Consider the following 16,331-nt stretch of genomic DNA (forward strand, 5'->3'; position numbering starts at 1 on the left):
GTGGAAACGTGGTTAGAAAGTGGCTGCAATCACGTTTGCAGCATGGTTGACACCCCAGTGCGTCATGTGAACCGGGAGGTTGTAACCGGTGCGGTTGGTGGTATCGATAACACCCGCGATCATGCGGCTGTCGTCCGGGGCACACTCCCCGGAGCCTGCGGTGGCATCGCGGAGGTTTGCGAAGACCACGTTTTCACCGGACCGGCGGGCCGCGAGCTCGGCGGCCCAGTCGTGGATGTTGACCTCTGCGTCACGGATCCAGAATGCGGGAATGCCCACGTCACCCGGGAGCACCTCCACGTGGACGAGGCACTGCTCGGCGGTCTCGGTCTTGGAGATCGTCGGGTAGTCGGCGACGGTGATCCTTGCATTCGGCGCGGCCGCCTTAATGCGATCAATTGCAGAGTTCATCGCGTTGTCCCAGAGCACCTTCTGCTCCGCGTAGCGGGCACCGAGGTTGTTGTAGGTGTTGGGCAAGCCATCCTGAACCACCTTTCCCAGCAGCCAGCTGTAGGAGTCGTTGAAGCCGAACTGAATGACGACATTCGAGGTGTTCGCGTCCAGGGCCCCATCGGCGAGGGCATTGTTAATTTCCCCGTGCAACGTCATGGACTGACCGTTGGGAGCGTAAGCGAGAGCACCGGGGCAGGAGTAGTCCCGCACCTCGAGCCCCTTCATCTGACCCATTTGCCGGGGAGCGTTGGTGGGCGACTGTCCACAACCGTGGCGTGTGAACTGGTTGAGCGGTGCCGCAACTGGATTGTCCAGGGGAACACCCGCCCTTTCCGCCTCAAGCCGGACCCGGCTACCGACCGCCTCGGCGGGAAGAGGGTTGGAGAGGTAGGAATCACCGAACGTCACGAGGTTTCGCCCCTCCGCTGCGTCTGCGGGGGTCGCGGTGACGATGCCACCAGTGGCAGCGATGGCGAAAGCAGCTACTGCGGAGCAAACAGACTTACGGAAGTTGTGCCCTCGGTGCCTCAGGTTCGGCATGGTTTTCCTTTCAAAATACAAAATGCACCTACGGTGCAGTTCTCTTAGACGTTGACCTCACTGGCGCGGCGCGGCCGTTCTCCCGCGTGCCACCGAGTTTGGATTACATAGGATATCGAAGTGAATTTCCTTTTCGTTACCTGTGGAGAGAAACTTACTTAAACGCCACAGTTTGGTCAAGCAAAGTTCCTGCAGTTGATTTTGCGCTCCAATACACTCGGAGCCATGACCGCCCCGCGCGTAATCCGCACCCACGCCACCGCCGCCGTCGCCCTCGCGGCCGCGTGGCTCGCCGCCGCGCTCATCCTCTCCGGTACCCCCTCGGTGCCGTTCAGGGCCTTCAACGGCGTCCTGATAGCGATCGGTTCTCTCGCCGTGATGGCCTCGCTGCTTAGCGTGATCGCGTACTGGCGCGCCCGCCGCTCGGACGGGGCAGCGTCGGGTGGGATTCTTTTCGTGGTGTCCGCGCTCTGTCTCATTGCTTCCTGGGGCTCCAGCGTCATCGGGTGGGCCGAGGAATTCCGCGCCGGGATGTCCCTGCCCATCATCAACCTGTTATTCCTGCTCCTGCCGGTGGGTGTCATCCTCTCGCTTGCCGCGGCGTGGAGGGCCGCGCCCTCCTCTTCGGCACCCGGGCGTTCCTGACACCCACCCCACCCCGAACCGCCGCACGTACCCTGGGGCACATGGCTCACAACACAACTCTCATCGTCACCGACTCCGGCCCCGATCTCGTCGAGGCCGCTCCCGAGCACGCGGGCGAGGGTGACACCCTCATCCAGGTCAGCCACTCCTCCGTGAACTACAAGGACGCGATGGCCCTCGACGGCAACCGCGGGGTACTACGCGAGCTGCCCACCGTTCCCGGCATCGACGCCGTCGGCACCGTCGTTTCCTCCCCCTCGCTCGCCGAGGGCACGCTTGTCACCGTCAACGGCTGGGGCATCGGCGAGCGCCGCCACGGCGGGTTCACCCCCCAGATGCGGATCGACGCCTCGAAAATCACGCCGGTTCCCCCGCTTTTCGACGCCCCCACAGCAGCCGCCATCGGCACCGCCGGCTACACCGCGGCACTGTCCGTCGCGGGCCTGGAGCGGGCACTGTACCCGTCGGAAAGCGGGCGCGGCCCGGTTCTGGTGACGGGCTCGACCGGCGGCGTGGGCTCCATCGCGTTACAGCTCCTGGCGGCGCGCGGTTTCGAGGTGCACGCCCTGACCGGGCGGGCCGAAGAGCACGGCGAATGGCTGCGTTCGCTGGGCGCTGCGCAGATCGTGGACCGCCAGGAGCTCGCCGAGGCGGGCAAGCCGCTGCAGAAGGCGCGCTACGCCGGTGTGGTGGACACGCTGGGTTCCGTACCGCTGGCCAACGCGCTCTCCCAGCTCGAGTGGGGCGGCGTGGCCACGGCCTGCGGGATGGCGGCGGGCAACGATCTGCCCGCAAGTGTCCTGCCGTTCATCCTGCGCGGGGTGCAGCTGGTCGGGATCAACTCGGTGGATGCGCCGAACTCGCTTCGCGACGAGGCGTGGAACCTCCTGGCCGAGTCCCTCGACGTGGAGGCCCTCCGCCGCGCGACGCGCACCGTCTCCCTCGAGGGGGCGATCGACGCGGGCAGGGAGCTGCTGAACGGCTCCGGCCACGGGCGCACCGTCGTGGAAATCTAGGCCCTCCGGGTAAACGAAAAGCNNGCTTTCTCGTGTTCCGGGGTTAGTTCTCCGTGGGGACGGGGCCGCCGGACACCTGGCGGTAGGCGAAGGCCGTCGCCAGCAGCGAGGCGGGCGCGACCACGATCAGGCCGAGGCCGAAGATCAGAAGGCCGACCACGGAGACGACGAGGCTGATGAGGGAGAACAGCAGCAGCTGGCCGTAGTTGCGCGCGCCGGCGGAAAAGCCCTCGCCGATCGAGCCGCTGAAGTCCGCGGCGTTGTCCGCCGCGTACCAGGCGGGGAAGACGAAGAGCGGCCCGACGAAGAACATCACCAGCGAGGTCAGGCCGATGATCTTGGCCACGGGACCGAGGACCGCGAGCATCGCGTCCATGTCCTCGTCGGACAGGTTTTCCGTGTCGGGGAGATCCAGGCCGTCGAGCGTCGCGGCGAGCGAATCCCCGAAGAGCATCATCGAGAGGAAGAAGACGACGATGCCGATCAGCACCGCGATGGCCCCGGTGGCGATGAGCGTCCCCAGCGTCACGCCGTAGCGCGGCGCGCTGAAGCCCGTGAAGTTCCAGCGCTTCTTCAGGGTGCTCATCAGGGCGAAGGAGTAGAGCACCGGGTAGAGGAAGAGGAGCGCGAAGCTCGCGAGGTTGCCCAGCAGCGGGACAAGGAGGGAGAGCAGCCCCAGGCCGAACACCATGACGAGGCCGTAGGTGATCCACACCTTCGGGTTGGCGAAGGTGGCCCTGAATCCGAAGCCCCACGCCTGCATGGCGTTCATCTTGCCGGTGCCCTTGTGGTGGTACCAGCCGTTCGTGGCGGGGTCGTTCACCGGGTGCGGCTGCATGCCGTCCCCGTACGTCCCGTCGACGAGCCGGGTGCCGTGGTAAGCGAGGGCGCCCTCACCCGGGTACGCACCCTGCTGCGCTGCGGCGTAACCGTCGGCCCCGTAGTAACCGGGGGACGCGTACCCGTCACCGCCGAAACCGTACGGCTGCTGGCCATAGGGCTCCTGGCCGTACGGCTGCTGGGCGTAGAGTTCCTGGCCGTACCCACCCTGCCCGTGGGCGTTGCCGGGGTTGTTGAAGTTCGGGTCGTCCTCCGGGTGGCCGGATCCCCCGTTGTAGCGACTAGTCATGTGTTTTACCTTTGTGCGACAGCATGGACACTCCGATGGTATCAGCGCGTCCAACCCCCGGCCGGGGTGTTTGCCCCGCTCAGTAAACCTCGCGGACCTTGGATGGGTCGCCGAGGCGCTCCCCCGCGAGCACGAGCCCCGCGAAGACGAGGGCGACGGCGTAGCCCAGGGTCACCCACAGCGGGTGGAGGCGGGGGCCAGTGAGCTTGGCGACGCCCACCCCCAGCGCCGCCCCCAGCGTGTTCATGATCAGGTCGTCGATGTCGCTGAGCCCGAGGGCGAAGACGTACTGGCCCACCTCCATGGCCAGGCTGAACAGGGCCGCGAAGGCGATGGCCCACCCGGCGCGCCCGAAGACCACCCAGGCCAGAATGCCGACGGGGACGAAGAAGGCGATGTTGCCGCCGTACCCGAAGACGGGTGCGAAGACGGACTGGGCGTCCGCGAGCTCGTGGAAGGGCACGAGCGAGAGCCCGCGGCGCGACTGGTTCGCGGGGTCCCAGAGGTAGCCGATGCGGTAGAAGGACTTGAGCATGGTCAGCGCCACGACCACGCAGCCGTAGGCCGCGAGTGACCCGGCCGCGGCGCCCCTGGGCATTACTTGACCACCAGGTTGACCATGCGGCCCGGGACCACGATCACCTTGACCACGTTCTTGCCGTCGGTGAGCTCGGCCACGCGGGCGTCGCCAAGCGCGAGCTTCTCGATGTCCTCCTTGGAGGCGTCTGCGGGCACGTTGACGCGGGCGCGGACCTTGCCGCTGATCTGAACGGGGATCTCGACGGTGTCGTCGACGAGCAGAGCCGGGTCGAAGGAGGGGAAGGGCTCGAAGGTGACGGTGTCCGCGTGGCCGAGCTTGCGCCACAGCTCCTCCGCGATGTGCGGGGCGAGCGGGGAGACCATCTGCACCAGCGGCTCGACGGCGGCGCGGGGGACGGTGCCGGAGTACGTCTTGGTCAGGTAGTTGACGTACTCGATGAGCTTGGCCACCACGGTGTTGTCGCGCAGGTTCTCGTAGTCCTCGCGCACGCCGGCGATGGTGCGGTGCAGCTGCTTGGCGTCCTCGGCGGAGAGCTCGGCATCCGCCGCGCGGATCTCCCCGGTCTCCTCGTCGACCACCAGGCGCCAGAGGCGCTGCAGGAAGCGGTGCGCCCCGACGACGTCCTTGGTGGCCCAGGGCCGCGAGGTGTCCAGGGGGCCCATGGCCATCTCGTAGACGCGGAGGGTGTCGGCGCCGTAGTCGTGGGCGATGTCGTCGGGAGCGACGGCGTTCTTCAGGGACTTGCCCATCTTGCCGTACTCCTGGCTGACCTCCTCGCCGTCGTGGAAGAACTTGCCGTCCTTTTCCTCCACCTCGGCGGCCGGGACGTACACGCCGCGCGAATCGGTGTAGGCGAAGGCCTGGATGTAACCCTGGTTGTAGAGGCGGCGGTAGGGCTCCGGGGAGGTGACGAATCCGAGGTCGAAGAGCACCTTGTGCCAAAAACGCGAGTAGAGCAGGTGCAGCACCGCGTGCTCGACGCCGCCGACGTAGAGGTCGACGCCGCCCGGGTCGTTGGCGGAGCGCGGGCCCGTCCAGTAGCGCTCGTTCTCGATGTTGCAGAACTCGTCGTTGTTGGTCGGATCGATGTAACGCAGCTGGTACCAGGAGGACCCTGCCCACTGCGGCATGACGTTGGTGTCGCGCCAGTACTTCTTCGTGCCCTCACCGAGGTCCAGCTCCACCTCAACCCAGTCGGTGACCTTGGCCAGCGGGGGAGCGGGCTCGGAGTCCGCGTCGTCCGGGTCGTGGGAGACGGGGTTGTAGTCCTCCACCTGCGGCAGCTCGACGGGCAGCATGTCCTCGGGCAGGCTGTGGGCCTGGCCGTTCTCGTCGTAGACGATGGGGAAGGGCTCGCCCCAGTAGCGCTGGCGGGCGAAGAGCCAGTCGCGCAGCTTGTACTGGACCTTCTCCACACCGGCTTCCTCCTCGGCAAGCCAAGCGATCGCCTTCTCGATCGCCTCCTCCTTGCCCAGGCCGTTCAGGTCCAGGCCGGAGGCGTTAGCGGAGTTGATGTGGGGCCCGTCGCCGGTGAAGGCGGCCTCGGTGGTGTCCCCACCCTCAAGGACGGGGACGACGGGCAGGCCGAAGGCGGTGGCGAACTCGTGGTCGCGCTCGTCGTGGGCAGGCACGGCCATGATCGCGCCGGTGCCGTAGCCGGTGAGCACGTAGTCGGCGATGAAGACCGGCACCTTGTCGCCGTTGACGGGGTTCGTGGCCCAGGAGCCGAGGAACACGCCCGTCTTTTCCTTGTTCTCCTGGCGCTCCACGTCGGACTTCGCGGCGATGGAGGCGCGGTAGGCGGCCACGGCGGCGGCCGGGGTGTCCTCCCCGCCGGTCCAGCGCGCGTCGACGCCCCCGGGGTACGCGTCGGCGACTAGTGCGTCGACAAGCTCGTGCTCGGGGGCGAGCACGACGTAGGACGCACCGAAGAGCGTGTCCGGGCGGGTGGTGAAGACCTCGATGTCGCCGGCGTTCGTGCCGAAGGCGACCTGCGCGCCGCGCGAGCGGCCGATCCAGTTGCGCTGCATGGACTTGACCTTCTCCGGCCAGTCGAGAAGCTCGAGGTCGTCGAGGAGGCGGTCCGAGTAGGCGGTGATGCGCATCATCCACTGGCGCAGGCGCTTGCGGAAGACGGGGTAGTTGCCGCGCTCGGAGCGCCCGTCGGCGGTGACCTCCTCGTTGGCCAGCACGGTGCCCAGGCCGGGGCACCAATTGACCATTGAGTCGGAGAGGTAGACCAGGCGGAACTCGTCGATCGCCCTGTGCTTTTCCTCGGTGGTCAGCGAGAGGAAGGGGCGACCGTCCTTGCAGGTGCGCGCGCCCGTCATGAGCTCGCGGACGAGGTCCTCGATCGGGCGGGCCTTCTGCAGGTCCTCGTCGAACCAGGCGTTGTAGATCTGCAGGAAGATCCACTGGGTCCAGCGGTAGAACTCGGGGTCGGTGGTGGCCACGGAGCGGCGGCGGTCGTGGCCCAGGCCCAGCAGGTCGAGCTGGCGCCGCATGTTCGCGATGTTGGCCTCGGTGGTCGTGCGCGGGTGCGTGCCGGTCTGGATGGCGTACTGCTCGGCGGGCAGGCCGAAGGCGTCATAGCCCAGGGTGTGCAGGACGTTCTTGCCCAGCATGCGGTTGTAGCGCGCGAACACGTCCGTGGCGATGTAACCCAGCGGGTGACCGACGTGCAGGCCGGCACCCGAGGGGTAGGGGAACATGTCCTGGACGTTGAGCTTGTCCTCCGGGAGGGGCTCACCGGTGGCAAGGTCCCCGACCGGGTTCGGGGCGTTGAAGGTGCCGTGGTCAGCCCAGTAGCGCTGCCACTTCTGCTCGATCTCGTTGGCCAGCTCCGCGGTGTAGCGGTGCGCTGGCGCCCCGGCGCCGTTCGTCCTCGCGTTAGTCATGGTTAGACAGTGTAGTGGGGCGCCGGGTGGGCCGGACACGCCCGCCGGGGGCGGGCTAGCCGATCGCCGCGGCGTCCCGGCTCCGGGTGGCTGCCGGCACCACGGCCTCCGTCTCCCGCAGCCACTGCGCGGCGTCGCGCACGATCTTCTGCACCGGGTCGGCGACGTCGAAGGCCCGGCCGAACTCGTCCTGCTGAAGCGGCTGGAGGGTGGCGAACTGGCTCTCCAGCAGCGCCGGGGGCATGAAGTGGCCGGGGCGGTGGAGCATGCGCTCGTAGAGCAGCTCGAAGGAGCCTGTGAGGTGCACGAACGCGACATCCGGGCAGTAGAGGCGGATGAGGTCGCGGTAGGACCGCTTGAGGGCGGAGCACCCGATCACGAGCCCGCCCGGCGCGGCCGCCAGGTGCTGGCCCACGGCTTTGAGCCAGGGCGCTCGGTCGGCGTCGTCAAGCGGCTGGCCCGACGCCATCTTCTCCACGTTCTCGCGCGGGTGGAGGTCGTCACCGTCGAGGAAATCCATCCCCAGGGCGGCCGCGAGCGCCATGCCCACGGTGGTCTTGCCGCAGCCGGACACCCCCATGACAACGATGTTCATTGTGGCTCTCCTATGTGTCGGAAGGTGATTACCCCCCACCCTAATAGCCGGTCACATTTATTTGAATAGTTATTTCCGATTAGCGGGGGGAGGCACCCCCGAACTGACGGAAGGAATCCACACCCCCCGAACCGCCGAAGAGCCACGTCACCAGGATCGCGCCGGGGTCCGGGACGTCCTTCGTCGAATCCCCCAGGTAGGAGGCCCGTCCCTTGCGCGCCGAGAGCTCGCGGGTTGCCCGCACTCCCTCCTCCGCCGCCTCGCGCGCCGCGGCCAGGGCGTCCTCCACCGGGGCGGAGGCATCAAGCTTTGCGACGGCCTGCGCCGCCGGGTACAGGGCATCCACCATCGTCTTGTCGCCGTACTCCGCCCCGCCCAGCTCATGGATCGCCTCGTAGGCGTTGCCCAGGCCCGCGGCGAGGGAGCCGGTGGCTAGGTTTCCCTCGGCGGCGTTGGACAGCTCCGTGAACAACGTGCCGAACACCGCGCCCGACGTTCCCCCCGAGCGCACCAGGCAGCGGTGCGCCAGGCCTTCGAGCACATCGTGATCCGCCCCGTGCAGCGGGAGGTCGATATCGCCGAAGGCGGCGTGGATGTTGGCGCCGAAGTCCCCGTCACCGGCAACGCGGTCGAGCTCCGTGAGGTCATCCACGCCCGCCTGTGCCCGGCGGATGAAGTCGCTCAGCCAGGTGTTGTCCGCGCCATCTGCGGGGAGTTTGTCCTCGAAGCTCATCTCCGCCGGGGCGTAGGCGGACTCCACCCCGATGACGGTGGGCCAGGCCGGGGCGGAGGTGGGGGCGTTGAGAAGCTCGGCGATCTCGTCGTTGCACCGCGCGAGGGTGAGGGAGACCCCGTGCATGTTCACTGAGGTGACGAAGGTGCCGTTGAGGCTGCGGCGCACGCGGATGCCGCGCTCGGCCAGCCAAGTGAGCACCTCGCCGAAGATGAGGTGGATCTCGAGCAGCGTCGTCCCGCCGAGGCCGTTGGTCAGGCAAACGACCTCGTCACCGTCGGACAGTCCAAGGGCCTCGACGATGCGCGGGAGGATGGCCTCGACGATGTCGCGGGCGGATGTGATCTTCTCGCGGGCCACGCCGCGCTCGCCGTGGATGCCCACGCCAACCTCCATGTCCCCGCTGTCGAGGTCGAAGGTGTCCCGGCCCGAGGTGGGCAGGTAACCCGGCGCGAGGGCGACGGCCATGCTGCGGGAGTTGTCGGCGACCCACTGGGCAATCGCGCGCACGCCCTCGAGGTCATCGCCGCGCTGGGCAGCGGCACCGGCAACCTTCTCCACCAGGATGGTGGCTGCGGTGCCGCGGCGGCCCGGTCCGTCGTCGTTGCCGGTGCCCTCGGTCTCGGTGGCGATGTCCTCCTTGACCACCACCGTCGCGGTCTCCACCTCGGGGTTCATCCTCCGGGCGACGGAGAAGTTCATCACGTCGCCGGTGTAGTTCTTCACCACGTGCAGCACGCCGCGGCCCTGGTCCGCCCACTTCGTCGCCTCCGCGATCTGGACGGCGTTGGGGGAGGTGAACAGGTGCCCCGGGCAGGCCGCCGCGAGCATTCCGCGGCCGATGAATCCGCTGTGCATCGGCTCGTGGCCCGATCCGCCGCCCGAGATGACGGCCACCGCGGGATCTCCATCGGCGGTGACGACGGGGGAGGCCTGGTGGATGAAACCGGAGGGGTTCCACTCGGCATCCGGGTGGGCGGCGACGGTTCCCCCGATCGCCTCCGCGGAGAAGTCGTGGGGTGCGTTGCGGAAGGAGCGGAGGGACGGGGAGGACTGTGCTGGCTCGGACATGGGACCCACGGTAGTGAAACGCACCACCGACTTTCACCGCCCTCCGTTCAGGGGCCCCTCAACCTACGGTTCCACCCCCGCGGGCAGTAACGCTCCTACGGTGGGCTGGGACGCGGGGCGCCACGCAGGCGGCACCCCCGACGGACCATTGCCGCCAACCACAAGGGAGGACCTCCATGACCACGAGCCACACCCAGGACAAGATGTACACGGGCCCCTCGCGCTACGTGCAGGGCATCGACCTCATCGACCGGGCCGCGCACTACCTGGCGCCGCTCGGTTCGGTACCGCTCATCATCGCGGACGAGGTCGTGTGGGGCATTGCCGGTGAAAAGCTCCAGGCCAGCCTGCGCCGCGACGGCATGGAGGCCACCCACCAGGTCTTCGGCGGCGAGGCGTCCATGAACGAGATCGCCCGCATCGCCGAGAGCGCGGGGGAGGGGGACACCGACGTCATCATCGGCCTCGGTGGTGGCAAGACCATCGACACCGCCCGCGCGGTGGCGGACAGGATGGGCGCGCCCGTGGCCATCTTCCCCACAGCCGTCTCCGCCGATGCCCCCACGGCACGCGTTTCCGTCATCTACACCGACGAGGGCGTGTTCGATTCCTACCTTTTCTACGACCGCAACCCCGATCTCGTCGCCGTGGACACCCGCGTGATTGCCAACGCACCGGTTAACACCCTGCGCTCCGGACTCGGCGACGCGCTGGCCACCCTCGTCGAGGCGCGCGCCGTGAACAGGGCCGACGGGCGCCGAATGGATGATTCCTCCCGCCCCACCCTCGCGGGCCTGGCGCTGGCCGAGAAGTGCGAGGAGGTCCTCTTCGCCTACGCCCACCAGGCGCTCAAGGACAATGAGGAGCACATCGTGTCCCCGGCGCTGGAGGCGATCTGCGAGGCGAACACGTTGCTTTCCGGGCTGGGCTTTGAAAACGGTGGCCTGGCCGCGGTCCACGCAATCCACAACGGCTTCACCGCCCTGAAGGGCGACATCCACCACATGTCCCACGGTGAGAAGGTCGCCTTCGGCGTCGGCGTGCAGCTCATGCTCACCGCCGCCCCGCGCGAGGAGGCGGACCGCTACTTCGGCTTCCTGCAGTCCGTCGGGCTCCCGACCACCCTGGAGGAGATGCACCTGGCGGACGCCACCGAGGAGGACCTGTACAAGATCGCCGAGCTCGCGTGCTCCAGCGAGGAAACCCTGAAGCAGATGCCGGGTGAGCACACGCCGACCGACGTCGTCCAGGCGATCCGCGCGGCGGACCGCTACGCCCGGTCCTTCCGGGAGCGTGACGCCCGGTAGCATCCGCGGGCGGGTCCCGGATACTTTGGCAAGGCTGCCCTTACTTTCCGGGGGCGAGCCGTGTACGGTGAACGGCAATCATGAGATACCTCCACATCGCAGCCGGCATCCTCGCCGTGACCCTCGGAGCCCTGGGAGCCGTGCTCCCGCTCGTCCCGGCCACCCCATTCCTCCTGGCCGCGCTGTTCTTCTTCACGCGCAGCTCCCCGGCGCTGGAGCACAAGCTGCTGCACCACTCCGTCTTCGGCGAGTACATCACCGACTACTACATCGGCGAGCTCAGCCGGGCGCGCAAGGTGCAGATCATCGGCCTGATGTGGACCTCGATGATCATCTCGATGTTCATCGTGGGCAAGCTGTGGTTCGTGCTCATGCTCACCACCATCGCGGTCGGGGTTGCGATCCACATCGCGCTGCTCAAGCCCAACCCGGCCAGGGCGGCGAAGTTCCGCCAGCGATACGGCCGCACGCTTTACGACGTCCCCGCCTAACCCGCCGGAGGCGTAAGCCCCCGCAGCCGCCAAATCCCCCCCGCCACCGCTACGCCCCGAGGATTCCCCCGACGAGGAGCTGCAGCCCCCATTCGAACGGCGGGTCGGCGTAGGGGTTGACCCCTCCCCCGGAGTCATGTCCGCGCCGTCGGGAGAGCGCCTCGCGCAACCCGGGGGCCTCCACCCCCTCCGATGCCCCACCCTCCGGGACGGCGAAGATATCCGCGGGAGCTCGTACGTCGTACGCGGAGCCGAAGATGAAGGACTCCAACGCCACAACCGCGTCGATGGCCCTGTCGGGGGCCACTCCGGCTGAGAGCAGCACCTGCACGACGAGTTCGTACATCTCCACGGTTTCCCGCGCCCCGAAAATGGGCATGGTGGCAATCTGCTCGATGAGAGGGGTATGGCGGGAGAACACATCCCGGTAGGAGCGCGCCCACTCCAGGAGGGCGGCGCGGGCACTCGTGCCACCCCGCAGACAGGCCGCCAACGGGCGTGTGTCCACCTGCGCCATCAGGGCATCCTCGACGAGGTAGAGCAGCTCCTCCTTTCCGGACACGTGGTTGTACAGCGCGCTCGGGGCGACTCCCAGGTTGCGGGCAACGGCAGACATCGTCAGCTTCCCGTAGCCCGCCTCCGCGACGATCGCCAGCGCCGCATCCGCAATTTTCCGGGGGGTGACCACCGCTTTCGGGGGCCGCCCCCGGGACCGTTGCTGAGCCATTGATGTTTACCCCGTATCTCCCAGACGAAAAAGCATGTATTGTGACCCACAACGCATAATGAATATCGTTCATTTTGCATCACGAACAAACCCGAAGGAGTCGGATATGGTCCAGAAACTCGAACGTGACGTAGTGATTGTAGGCGCGGGCCCGGCCGGGCTCATGGCCGCCCGCACCCTCAAGAAGCATGGACTGTCGGTGGCCGTGCTGGAGGCGCGCGACCGCGTGGGCGGACGTACCTGGAACGGCAAGGTCCGTGATGCCGACGGCAATGAGCACTTCATTGAGCTGGGCGGCCAGTGGATCTCCCCGGATCAGACCCGCCTGACGGAACTCGTCGATGAACTGGGGCTCAGTACCTTCCAGCGCTACCGCCAAGGCACCTCGATCTACGTTTCCCCGGACGGCACCCGACACGAGTACGAGGGCACCACCTTCCCCGCCTCCGAGACCACCATCGCCGAGATGGCCAAGCTCACCGAAACCCTTGACACCCTCGCTGCAGAGATTGACCCATCCGCCCCGTGGGAGCACCCCCGCGCCCACGAGCTCGACAAGGTCTCCTTCCGCTCCTGGCTCGAGGAGCTTTCCGACGACCCGGAGGCCATCGACAACATTTCCATTTACGTTGCCTCCGGCATGCTGACCAAGCCCTCCTACACGTTCTCGGCGCTTCAGGCCCTCCTCATGGCGGCCTCCGCCGGGTCCTTCAGCAACCTCGTCGACGAGGACTTCATCCTGGACCGCCGCGTCGTGGGTGGCATGCAGTCGGTCTCCCTGACCATGGCGAAAGAACTCGGTGAAGATGTCTTCCTCTCCAACCCCGTCCGTTCAATCGACTGGGCACAGCCGGATGCGTCGACCGGCGACGAGCTCAACAACGTGAGGGCGGATGTCCGCAACGGCGTTCCACACAACGGGGAGGCGGGTGATGTAACTGTCCACACCGACGAACTCGAGGTGCGCGGTCGATTCGTGGTGCTTGCCGTTCCACCGAACCTCTACAGCCGTATCAGCTACAACCCGCCGCTGCCGCGCGAGCAGCACGTCGCGCACCAGCACATTTCGATGGGTCTGGTGATCAAGGTCCACGCTGTGTACGAAACCCCGTTCTGGCGCGAGGAGGGTCTCTCGGGCACCGGCTTCGGCGGGGGCCGCCTGGTCCAGGAGGTCTATGACAACACCAATTACATGGAGGAGGGTGAGGATCCGTACGGCACCCTCGTCGGTTTCGTCTCCGACGTGTACGCGGAGCAGATGTGGGCCCTCGACCCGGAGGAGCGCAAGGCTGCCATCCTCGATGCAATGGCTGACTACCTCGGCCCCAAGACGAAGGAGCCCATCGCCTTCTATCTCTCCGACATGGCGGCCGAGGAATGGACTCGCGGCGCCTACGCCACGAGCTACGACCTCGGGGGCCTCTCCCGCTGGGGCCACCTCCAGAACATGCCGACGGGCCCGATCTACTACGCCTGCTCCGACATCGCCGGAGTGGGCTACCAGCACGTGGACGGCGCCATCCGCATGGGTGAGACGGTTGCGCTGCAGATCGCCTCGCGCGCCGCGGGGAAGCAGGCCTAGTCATGGCGGAGAAGACGCACGGTTCGGTTCCCTCCGGCCGTATCCTGGTCTCCTACATCGCCACCGACGGCGGCATTGACGCGCTGCGGCTCGCGGTGGCCTTGGCGAAGGGCCGCGGCCTGGCCATCGACATTGTGATGGCCATGACGGGTCGCGATGCCACCCCGGGCCTGTACCCGCACGACCGCGGCTACCACTCCATTCTGGAGCAGCAGGTCGCTGGGTGGCTCAAGGACGCCCGCGCGGAGATACCGGCCGGTATCGGGGTAACGACCCGTGTCGCTACGGGGGATTCCGTCCCGGACATCATCGTCGCCCAGGCGACGGAGCTGGGAAGCACCATCGTCGTGGTGGGTTCGCAGGGCGGGGGCATCTTCAAACGGCTTAGTCTCGGAAACGTGGTCAACACGCTGCTGCACAGCTGCCCGGTGCCGCTCGCCATCGCGCCCCGGGGTTACAACCACCCCGGCCCGGTGGAGCGGATCACCGTGATGTTCGGAACGCGCCCCGGCGCGACGGACATCATCTCGCTCGGTCTCGAGCGCGCCGAACAGCGTGGCGTCCCGCTCCGCTTCGTCTCCCTGAACATCAAGAACGAGCAGCCGGACGCGTCCGATGCGATCGCCGCCATCGAGCGCACCGCCAGCCCGGAGCTCGCCGAACAGGCACGCGCGCTCGTTCGCGCCGGCAGGGCCACCGCAGAGGTGGTTTCCGCCTCCTCCATTGAAGAGGCGACGGGCTCCCTCGACTGGCTGCCCGGGGAAGTCGCGCACATGGGTTCCTCACGCGTGGCACCGGAGGGTCGGCTTTTCCTCGGGACCACGGCCACCCAGATCGTGCGTTACATCCCCGTTCCGGCGATCGTCATTCCCAACGGGTACATGCACCGTGCCCGCTAACACCCGCCATCGGCCGACTACATCACCCCACAGGAGGTGAAACGCTCATGAGCAGTTCCGCTACGCACCCCGCGACAGGCGGGGATCCGACACTCGGTGAACACACCGCCCCGGTCGAGGGCGTCACCGCCGGCATCTCGGCGTCCAAGGGCCTGCAGGCAGGAAGCGTCGGCCTCATCGGGGCCGTCGTCATCGGGGTCAGCTGCATTGCCCCCACGTACACCCTGACCTCGGGGCTCGGCCCCACCATCTCCGCGGTGGGGCAGCACGTGCCCGCCATCCTCATCCTGGGATTCATCCCAATGCTTTTGGTTGCCTTCGCCTACCGGGAGCTCAACAACGCGGTGCCCGACTCCGGCACGAGCTTCACCTGGGCCACCAAGGCCTTCGGGCCCTACGTGGGATGGATGGGGGGTTGGGGTCTGATCACCGCGACCATCCTCGTCCTGTCCAACCTTGCGGCGGTGGCGGTGGATTTCTTCTACCTGCTGCTGGCGCAGATTCTCCGGCGCCCGGATATCGCGGACTGGACTTCGAACCTGTGGATCAACATTCCCACCACGATCGTGTTCCTCGCGATCGCGGCGTGGATCGCGTTCCGCGGCATGGATTCCACCAAAAACCTGCAGTACGTCCTGGTGACGCTGCAGATCGTCGCCGTGGTCGTCTTCGACGCGGTGGCCCTCCACCGGGCCTACAACGGCCAGGGCTTTGATTTCACCCCGTTCTCGTTCAGCTGGTTCAACCCCTTTGGGGTGGGCAGCTTCTCATTGGTCGCCGCGGGCATCTCGCTCTCCATCTTCATGTTCTGGGGATGGGACGTCACCCTGACCATGAACGAGGAGACGACTGACCCCGAGCGCACTCCGGGCCGCGCCGCCACGATCACGGTTCTCATCATCATTGCCCTCTACATCCTTACGGCCGTCTCCATCGTCGTATGGGCGGGCACGGGTGACACCGGGCTCGGGGCGGGCAACCCGGACAACCAGGAGTCGATTTTCGCCGCTCTGTCCTACCCGGTGCTGGGGCCGTTTGCCTTCCTCATCTACTTTGCCGTGCTGGCCAGCTCCTTCGCCTCCCTGCAGTCGACGATGGTCGGCCCGGCGCGCACCCTCCTCGCGATGGGCCACTACAGGGCGCTGCCACCGGCCTTCGCGAAGATCTCCCCGCGCTACCTCACTCCGAGCACGGCCACGATCGCCTCCGCGATCGCAGCGGGGGCGTTTTACACCGTTACCCGCCTCGTCTCGGAAAACGCGTTGTGGGACACAATCACCGCGCTGGGTCTGATGATCTGCTTCTACTACGGGATCACCGCGGTGGCCTGCATCTGGTATTTCCGTGACGACCTCTTCTCGAGCGCACGCAACATTCTCTTCCGCTTCGTCTGCCCCGCCCTGGGCGGCGGGTTCCTACTCGCGATGTTTGCTGTCACGGCCATCGATTCACTCGATCCGAGCTACGGTTCCGGCTCCTCCATCCTCGGCGTGGGCTCTGTCTTCGTGCTGGGTATGGGCATCCTCGGCCTGGGCCTCGCTCTCATGATGTTCACCCGCGTCGCCCACCCGGAGTTCTTCCGCGGCGAGACGCTGCCCCGCAACACCTCGTCGCGCGACCGCCAGACCCCGCTCGTCGACTAGAACCCCCGCCCTCATCCCGGGGACGTAGCATCGAATCAGAACCAAACCGCAAAGGAGAAACA

At 67.2% G+C, this 16,331-nt stretch carries 14 protein-coding genes; 7 read left to right on the plus strand and 7 right to left on the minus strand.

Features of this window, described 5'->3' with window-relative positions; translation table 11 throughout:
• Positions 1 to 12: 12 nt before the first annotated feature.
• Positions 13 to 993: a GDSL-type esterase/lipase family protein gene (locus B3611_RS07245; protein ID WP_291314411.1), complete on the minus strand. Its 981-nt coding sequence runs from the start codon at positions 991 to 993 to the stop codon at positions 13 to 15.
• Between the two features lie 225 nt (positions 994 to 1,218).
• Here B3611_RS07245 and B3611_RS07250 point away from each other — a divergent pair, with 225 nt between their 5' ends.
• The gene (locus B3611_RS07250; protein ID WP_291314412.1) at positions 1,219 to 1,638 is read left to right on the plus strand and encodes a hypothetical protein; all 420 of its coding nucleotides are present in this window, start codon (positions 1,219 to 1,221) and stop codon (positions 1,636 to 1,638) included.
• A 41-nt stretch (positions 1,639 to 1,679) separates the two neighbouring features.
• Positions 1,680 to 2,654: an acryloyl-CoA reductase gene (locus tag B3611_RS07255; RefSeq protein ID WP_291314413.1), complete on the plus strand. Its 975-nt coding sequence runs from the start codon at positions 1,680 to 1,682 to the stop codon at positions 2,652 to 2,654.
• Positions 2,655 to 2,697: 43 nt separating this feature from the next.
• On the opposite strand, the gene B3611_RS07260 is transcribed toward B3611_RS07255, so the two are convergent.
• The 5 genes from B3611_RS07260 to B3611_RS07280 all read right to left on the minus strand — a co-directional run bounded on the left by B3611_RS07260 (position 2,698) and on the right by B3611_RS07280 (position 9,620).
• Complete coding sequence (locus B3611_RS07260) at positions 2,698 to 3,783, minus strand: hypothetical protein (protein ID WP_291314414.1); 1,086 nt, start codon at positions 3,781 to 3,783, stop codon at positions 2,698 to 2,700.
• 79 nt (positions 3,784 to 3,862) lie between these two features.
• A complete protein-coding gene (locus B3611_RS07265) occupies positions 3,863 to 4,381 on the minus strand; it encodes a VanZ family protein (RefSeq protein ID WP_291314415.1) in 519 nt (172 codons plus the stop codon).
• Positions 4,381 to 7,221, minus strand: coding sequence for a leucine--tRNA ligase (gene leuS, locus B3611_RS07270; RefSeq protein ID WP_291314416.1), 2,841 nt, complete (start codon positions 7,219 to 7,221; stop codon positions 4,381 to 4,383). The genes B3611_RS07265 and leuS overlap by 1 nt, the downstream gene beginning before the upstream one ends.
• Positions 7,222 to 7,276: 55 nt before the next feature.
• On the minus strand, positions 7,277 to 7,816 hold the full coding sequence (locus tag B3611_RS07275; protein WP_291314417.1) for a gluconokinase: 540 nt from the start codon (positions 7,814 to 7,816) through the stop codon (positions 7,277 to 7,279).
• 79 nt (positions 7,817 to 7,895) lie between these two features.
• A complete protein-coding gene (locus tag B3611_RS07280) occupies positions 7,896 to 9,620 on the minus strand; it encodes a dihydroxyacetone kinase family protein (RefSeq protein ID WP_291314418.1) in 1,725 nt (574 codons plus the stop codon).
• 176 nt (positions 9,621 to 9,796) lie between these two features.
• On the opposite strand from B3611_RS07280, the gene B3611_RS07285 reads away from it, so the two are divergent.
• Both B3611_RS07285 and B3611_RS07290 read left to right on the plus strand, forming a co-directional pair.
• Positions 9,797 to 10,927 (plus strand): glycerol dehydrogenase, encoded by a 1,131-nt coding sequence (locus B3611_RS07285; protein ID WP_291314419.1) that lies wholly within the window; start codon positions 9,797 to 9,799, stop codon positions 10,925 to 10,927.
• Positions 10,928 to 11,007: 80 nt separating this feature from the next.
• Positions 11,008 to 11,418: a YbaN family protein gene (locus B3611_RS07290; RefSeq protein WP_291314420.1), complete on the plus strand. Its 411-nt coding sequence runs from the start codon at positions 11,008 to 11,010 to the stop codon at positions 11,416 to 11,418.
• Positions 11,419 to 11,467: 49 nt separating this feature from the next.
• On the opposite strand, the gene B3611_RS07295 is transcribed toward B3611_RS07290, so the two are convergent.
• Positions 11,468 to 12,145 carry a TetR/AcrR family transcriptional regulator gene (locus tag B3611_RS07295; RefSeq protein ID WP_291314421.1) on the minus strand — a complete coding sequence of 226 codons (678 nt, stop codon included), beginning with the start codon at positions 12,143 to 12,145 and terminating at the stop codon, positions 11,468 to 11,470.
• A 106-nt stretch (positions 12,146 to 12,251) separates the two neighbouring features.
• On the opposite strand from B3611_RS07295, the gene B3611_RS07300 reads away from it, so the two are divergent.
• From B3611_RS07300 to B3611_RS07310, 3 genes are read left to right on the plus strand one after another with little or no spacing between them, the layout of a single operon-like run.
• Entirely contained in the window at positions 12,252 to 13,727 is a 1,476-nt protein-coding gene (locus tag B3611_RS07300) for a flavin monoamine oxidase family protein (RefSeq protein ID WP_291314422.1), read from the plus strand.
• A 2-nt stretch (positions 13,728 to 13,729) separates the two neighbouring features.
• The gene (locus B3611_RS07305; RefSeq protein ID WP_291314423.1) at positions 13,730 to 14,626 is read left to right on the plus strand and encodes a universal stress protein; all 897 of its coding nucleotides are present in this window, start codon (positions 13,730 to 13,732) and stop codon (positions 14,624 to 14,626) included.
• Positions 14,627 to 14,673: 47 nt separating this feature from the next.
• Entirely contained in the window at positions 14,674 to 16,269 is a 1,596-nt protein-coding gene (locus B3611_RS07310) for an APC family permease (protein WP_291314424.1), read from the plus strand.
• Positions 16,270 to 16,331: the final 62 nt, after the last annotated feature.

It is taken from the genome of Corynebacterium sp. UBA2622, assembly GCF_002339505.1.
Classification (GTDB): domain Bacteria; phylum Actinomycetota; class Actinomycetes; order Mycobacteriales; family Mycobacteriaceae; genus Corynebacterium.